The organism is uncultured Lactobacillus sp. (assembly GCF_946477725.1).
Taxonomy (GTDB): Bacteria; Bacillota; Bacilli; order Lactobacillales; family Lactobacillaceae; genus Lactobacillus.
On sequence record NZ_CAMKZC010000044.1, the window covers coordinates 1 to 6566 of the forward strand.

At 35.3% G+C, this 6566-nt stretch carries 9 protein-coding genes; all 9 read right to left on the reverse strand.

Annotated features, from left to right (window positions below; genetic code table 11):
- Positions 1 to 445 (reverse strand): PTS sugar transporter subunit IIB (locus tag Q0R51_RS08845; protein ID WP_294758230.1); only part of this gene is annotated, 445 nt, incomplete at its 3' end.
- A 164-nt stretch (positions 446 to 609) separates the two neighbouring features.
- Positions 610 to 1776 (reverse strand): SIS domain-containing protein, encoded by a 1167-nt coding sequence (locus Q0R51_RS08850; RefSeq protein ID WP_294758232.1) that lies wholly within the window; start codon positions 1774 to 1776, stop codon positions 610 to 612.
- Positions 1777 to 1799: 23 nt separating this feature from the next.
- Complete coding sequence (locus tag Q0R51_RS08855) at positions 1800 to 2516, reverse strand: GntR family transcriptional regulator (protein ID WP_294758234.1); 717 nt, start codon at positions 2514 to 2516, stop codon at positions 1800 to 1802.
- A gap of 153 nt (positions 2517 to 2669) precedes the next feature.
- Positions 2670 to 2915 carry a hypothetical protein gene (locus tag Q0R51_RS08860; protein ID WP_233558034.1) on the reverse strand — a complete coding sequence of 82 codons (246 nt, stop codon included), beginning with the start codon at positions 2913 to 2915 and terminating at the stop codon, positions 2670 to 2672.
- A 26-nt stretch (positions 2916 to 2941) separates the two neighbouring features.
- A complete protein-coding gene (locus Q0R51_RS08865) occupies positions 2942 to 4360 on the reverse strand; it encodes a PTS transporter subunit IIC (RefSeq protein WP_122037289.1) in 1419 nt (472 codons plus the stop codon).
- Between the two features lie 20 nt (positions 4361 to 4380).
- Entirely contained in the window at positions 4381 to 4695 is a 315-nt protein-coding gene (locus tag Q0R51_RS08870; protein WP_045927619.1) for a PTS fructose transporter subunit IIB, read from the reverse strand.
- A gap of 11 nt (positions 4696 to 4706) precedes the next feature.
- On the reverse strand, positions 4707 to 5195 hold the full coding sequence (locus Q0R51_RS08875) for a PTS sugar transporter subunit IIA (protein WP_294758238.1): 489 nt from the start codon (positions 5193 to 5195) through the stop codon (positions 4707 to 4709).
- 335 nt (positions 5196 to 5530) lie between these two features.
- Complete coding sequence (gene lacB / locus Q0R51_RS08880) at positions 5531 to 6106, reverse strand: galactose-6-phosphate isomerase subunit LacB (RefSeq protein WP_294758240.1); 576 nt, start codon at positions 6104 to 6106, stop codon at positions 5531 to 5533.
- A 12-nt stretch (positions 6107 to 6118) separates the two neighbouring features.
- Complete coding sequence (gene lacA, locus Q0R51_RS08885; protein WP_110445649.1) at positions 6119 to 6547, reverse strand: galactose-6-phosphate isomerase subunit LacA; 429 nt, start codon at positions 6545 to 6547, stop codon at positions 6119 to 6121.
- Positions 6548 to 6566: the final 19 nt, after the last annotated feature.

The window sequence follows — 6566 nt, forward strand, 5'->3', positions numbered from 1 at the left end:
CAACACTAGGATTTAATTGGGCAATTAAGTTAACGCCTTTGCCAGAAATCTCTCTGAAAACATCGGCTTCATGCTCATTGATATTAACTTGCTTAGTCAATTCAGTAGTATCATCTTGCTTAGACATATTACCAACATTGATTGTATCAAGCTTGATACCCATGTTAAGCAATTCAAGAAACTTATCCGGTTTCTTAGCTACCAAAAACACCCTCTGCTTTCTATAGCGATCTTTCTTAAGATGATCAGCAGCAATTTCAGTTGGTAAAACACTTAGCTTAGTAGACATAGGTGTAGCCATTCTCAAACCGCTTTTTTGGATGTCATCCTTAGCTGCCTTCTCATCAAGAACAATAATTCGTTCTACTTGCAACTGAGGTGTCCACAAGTTTGCCACCTGACCATGAACCAAGCGTTCATCAACTCTCGCTCCTACAATATTCATATTTCTTCCTCCATATCTTTTAAGGAAATCTAAATATTAACAAAAACGCTTTCAACCCTAATATTAAGGTACCAACCAATTTTTGTCAATATATATTTTGGCATATTTAAAATGCCTTTTTTTGAAAACATAATTATACTTTTTTCAATAACAACAAAAGCATATTAATGAAATTCGTGAATTGTGACTCCTTTAACTACACGATTAACCGTGCCTGTTGGAGAAGGTGTATCCGGCTTATTATTAACTTTGATTGAGGTTAACAAAGCAATTGTTTGACCAAACATTACATCGGGTAAAGCCAAATATGCATCTGGCAACAATTCTTTCTCAGCAAACGTAAATGATTTACCTGAGAAGTTTTGTCCTTCTTTCTCCTGCCCCACGGCCATCACTAGCGGTACAATTTCGTCATCTTTAATTTCGTTTAAAATGTCCAAATCATATTGTCTGGTATAAGTATTATTTGAAACAAAATCAAAAACAATCGTCTTTTTGTCCAAAAATGACTTAGGGCCATGACGTAAGCCCATTGATGTATCAAATAGTGCTGCCACTTCTCCTGCAGTTAATTCCAAAATCTTAAGTCGCGTTTCTTCAGCAAGACCTCCTAAACTGCCACTTCCTATATAAGTAATACGATTAAAGTCAGTATCAACTAAAGATTGAATTTCATCTTCACGGTCAATGACGCTTTTACCCATCTGAGCAATTTGCTTAACAATCTGCTCTTTTTGCTCATCTGACAATGTATCAAAAACAAGCAGTGCCATTAAGCTCATGCAGGAAAATGAGCCTGTCATGGCAAATCCCTGATCTAGTGACTTTTCCGGCATTAATAAAACTAATCCAGAAGGGTCACCTTTTAAGTCTTGTGCCAAGTGGCCTTCTGGTGCACAAGTAATTGCTATTTGATATAAATTTTTAACTAACTTTTTAGCTAACTCTACAGTTGCTACAGATTCCGGTGAGTTACCACTGCGAGCAAATGACACCAGAATTGTAGGAGTATCTTTTGCCAAATAATCTTCCGGAGTAGAGACAATTTTAGTAGTATCAATAGCTTCAAAGTCATACCTTGTTCTGTCACCATGCTTTTGTAAATATGGCATAATCGTATTCCCAACATATGCACTAGTACCGGCACCAGTGAAAATAACTCTGACTTTGCCGCATTTTTGCTTTATTTCGTCTAAAAATTCGGTAATTTTCGCCTTGTTATTCTGATAAATTGACCATGTTTGTCCCCATAATTCAGGCTGCTGTTCAATTTCGCGAGTAGTAATTTTAGCGCCCATTTTTTCTAATTCTGCATCTGTTTTTGAAAACATAATTTTTTTCCTTCCTTATATAACTAAGATAAATCATTATATTGACGTGAACGATAAACGAATTTATCGCCTCTAGCCAAAGAAATTGTAAACTCTACTGGTACATTTTTATCATTAATAGTTTTTCGAAATATTTTTAGACTCGGTGCACCGACTTTCTCAGCCAAATTTTTACTCTCTTCAGAATTAAGACAAACCGCTTCAACATCTTCAAAAGCCATTACACTAATTTGGTTGTATTTTTCTTTCATAACAGTATAGAGTGGCTTAGATTTTAAATCATCAATAACAAGTTCAGGGAATATTTTTTCCGGTAAAAAGGACGTACTGAAGATTCGCGGCTCATTATTAGCAAGACGCAAACGTACAAGCTTATATGTTTTTTCTGTTGGTCCTAAATTTAGCTGTGCTGCAATATTTTTATCCGGGATAATCAAGTCTAAACTTTGATTTTTAGTTGAAGCCTTCTGACCAGTTCGTTTTAATTCTTCTGAAAAAGAGTACATCCCTCCAATATTAGGCTGATTAAGAAAAGTACTTGAAACAAAAGTACCTTTACCATGAAGACGATAAATCAGTCCCCGTTCTTCAAGATCCAGAAGTGCTAACCTAACTGTATTACGGCTAACCCCATATTTAACCAATAATTGTCGTTCACTAGGTAATTTGGCATTAGGTTTCATATTTTTTATCTGTTTTTCTAAGTCTAAAATTACTTGTCGATAAAGTGGTTTTTCCATTAATACCCCCTCCTCAATTAACTGGTTGATACCACTTAAAGTTTATCAAAGAAAGCGGTTCATTGCAATTTGATTTTAGTGTTTTACAAATAATAAAAATGAAATAAGAAATTAAAAATACCATTAAGAGAAAACCCTTAATGGTATTAACTATTATTTACTTAACTTATTGCCTTTCCAATCATAATATTTTTGACTAAGGCGATTTTTAGGATTATCAAAAACAACGATTCGATATAAAGCATAAATTGTACCAACCATGGCAATTAAGTTTGTTATCCAATTTTTAAGTAAAATCTGTAACAAGTTAACCACAATCACAACAACTGTCCAAAAAAGAATACGATTCCTTCTTGCTTTTTCCTTAGCCGTTACTTTTGTCTTTTTCAATTCGATCACCTTTATGCAAAAAATATTATTAATGACTAGTTATTCTTCTTAGCTGCAGCATATTCTGCATTTCTCTTCTTCATTTGTTTTGCATACCAGATGAACAAGAGAAGGTATACTGCTAAAGCAATTAAGGCATAAACAATAAACATTCCTTGTTGTTTCCAGGCATTTCCAACTAAGTAAGCCAGGAATTTTTCAACTGGTCCTTCCATAGTAGTGTCTGAAACTAATGTATGTGCAGGAATAGCGGCACCAACCGAGTGAGCCATGTTGGTAACAAATGGACCAACCATAGTACCAGCCCAAAGGAAGACAGGTAATTCAATTGTTCCAATAATAATCATCCGAATAATTTTACCACGAGTAACAACTAGTAAAGCTGGAGTAACACCCATAGCAATAATACCGCCTAAAGGCATTAATCTGTTACCAGGTAAAACCATTGCTTCGAGCATCATAATTGGAGCCAAAACATTTGCGGCTGCCCATATTTCAGAACGACCAGCTAAGAATGGCCAGTCAAGTCCAATATTAAAGGTACGACCAGAGAACTTCTTAGTAGCAAAATCAGCAATACCTTGTGATAAAGGTTCTACAGAAGCAATGAACCAGGAACCAATCACAGAGAATAATTCAATACATGAACCACCAATAAACGATAATGTGAACATATCCTTCCAGCCCTGCTCAGTCGCAAAATTATTGCCGGCTAGTAAGGAAACAAACACACCAAGGTAAACACCGATAGCGAATCTACTGCCCCAGAAACCGATTTTTTCATTCAGTTTAGTAGAATCAAAATCAAATTTATCAAGCCAAGGCAGACATTTGTCAAAGAACTTGTTAAACACCATGATGATAGGATTCATCATATAGTTCATGTGAGTAGTGGTCATAGGGTTGCTGTCAGGAGCATCTAATAAGTCATTAAATGTTGGTTTCATTAAGTCAGAGTTAATAATTTTCATTGTGCCAATGAAAAGAACTAACAAAGTTGATAACCAAAGAGGAGCACCGACATATACACAGAACAAACCATCAAATGCTAAGTGCCAGACATCGAAGATATCTACATCAAGCGTGTTAGTCTTATTTAATACCAGCAGAACAACATTTAAAATAATTAAAACCAATAGATAAAACAAGGTATAAGGTGAACCCCAGGTTATAGTAGCAAGTGGTGCCCAACCCATATCCTGCATATCCATGTGGATGCCAGTGTGCTTAACGAATTGCATCATTGGCTTTTGAAATGCTGTAGTCAGCATGTTCATAACATTACCTATCGCCGTAATAGCAATAGCTAATTTCAAGCCACCTTCTAAGGCCTTAGTAAACTTGACACGAAACAGTACTGCAATTAATGTTAGAACAATTAACATTATTGTAGCCGCACCCATATCAATTAAAGGTTTAAAAAGTGAGTTAGCGAAACTAATTATCCCATTCATTTTTATTTCCTCTTGAAATCTTATTTAGCATTAATTTCTTTAACAACTTTTTCAACATTGTCATAAACTGGTTTGGCCATGGCTGGTATACGGTATAAAATTGCTCCGGCATCAATTAACGGAATTTTTGGTTTAAAAGAAAGATCGGTCTTAGCAATTGTCAAATAGCCATCATAATGTGATAAAAGATCCTCATTGACATCCTTAATCATATAGGCATCAACTTTAACGTTATAACCCCGCTTTCTCATTTCTTCCTCAACTGCATCCTTAATTTGGTGAGATGAATTTACTCCAGCGCCACATGCAGCTATAAATTTTACTTCTCTGCTCATAAAAAGCCCTCCTACTTTTGACTAAAATTCTTACTTAAGAACTGATAGATTTTATCAGTTTCAGTAAGATTAAATAATGCTTGTAACTTTGAAACTGGTGTGAGTCTAAGAAAGTCCATAATCTGTGCTAAAATGTTTGCTTGTCCTTCGGGATTGTTATTCAAAATCATAAACAGAAATTTTACCGGTAAACTTTGATCAGGTGCAATCATATTTTTAAAAGGTACTGGTGTTTTTAAAGCAACAGGTACGATCAAACAAGTATTGACAAACTCTCCTTCAGTATGCGGCACAGCAATATTAGGCAATTCCTTTGCAATTGGCGAAGTATCTATTCCTGTCGGGTATTGATGTTCACGCTGGTTAATTCCATTGAAAAAGCCATCGTTAACCAAATCAAGAGTAAGTAATTTAGCTGAAACCTCCTTAAAAATTGTGGTTGGATCTGTTGCATCACTTACAAACACTGCATTCGCAGAAAACAAGTTATTTTCTTTCACAAATTAGGTCCTCCTTAACAATAGACAAGTTTTCGCTTTTGTTTGAATATGTTAATTTTTGTTCGCTTGTCTATTGCTATTATATTTAATGGCAAAGAAAAATGCAAACGCTTTTTCAAAAAATAAACTGAAAATTTCGTTTAAATCATTGTATTTTCAGCAATTTTTAAGAGAATTAACTTGTTGTGAACAGTTAATTTGATAGTATCTTTGCAAAAATTTCATGTTTATGAATAAAATAAAAAATATTTTTGAATAATAAAAGCCATGACTTTTTTAAGTCATGGTTTTTGTGTGCGATTAAAACTTTAAATTTTTAGATTATTATTTAGCTATTAGTCGTGGTACACGCCTTCAGCCCACTTCTTATTTTCTTCATCAAAGAAGTGTACGTTATCCTTTTGATCAGGATTTGGTTTAGCAATACCGTCTATTTTGGCAATTAAATTTTGTCTTTCTGGGGTAGACTCATATTTAGCATTCAAGAATGAATCGACAATATCAAAAATAAAGTCACGTCCTAAAACAATACCACCAAAGCCCAAGATATTGGCGTTTAATTCACGCCGAGCATATTCGGCTTGAGCAACATCACCTACCATTGCCGCACGAACTCCCTCGTTCTTATCAGCAGCAGTAGAAATGCCAATGCCAGTACCACAAAGAACAATACCTAAATCTGCACGACCATCGGCAACATCTTCAGCTACGCGTTTACCATAGATTGGGTAGTGAGTTCTAGTATTGTCATGAGTACCTTCATCAATGACTTGGTATCCTTCTTCTTTTAAATGATCAGAAATGGCCATTTTAACAGAGGTTACAATATGATCGTTTCCTAAGGCAATAACAGTATGCTTGTCAACTTTAGTATCAACAAATTCTGGTTGTGGTCTATCATTATCTAACATTAGTAAGCCTCCTTAAATCATTTCTTCAAGCATATTCAGGCGAACCTGATGGCGTCCGCCAGCATATTCTGTATCTAGATAATGTTGCACAATTGAATAAGCTAGTTTTTCACCTACGATGCCACTACCTAACGCAATTGCCTTTGCACCATTGTGCATAGCGGTCATATGTGCAGTTCTTTCTTCATTGACGTTTGCTGTAACCATGCCCTTAACTTTATTTGAAGCCATAGCCGAGCCTACACCGTATTCGTCAAACATAATGGCCTTTTTGATACCATTATCTAAGACTTCATGAGTCACCTTTAAACTTGATTCAACAAAGTCCTCTGCGGCTTCCGGCGTAACATCCAAAACATCATAATGGTGTGCTTGCAAGTATTGTTTTACTTTTTCCTTTAAAGCAAAACCTGCCTTGTCACTACCAATGACAACCTTCATAGTCAAATCTCCTCTCAAA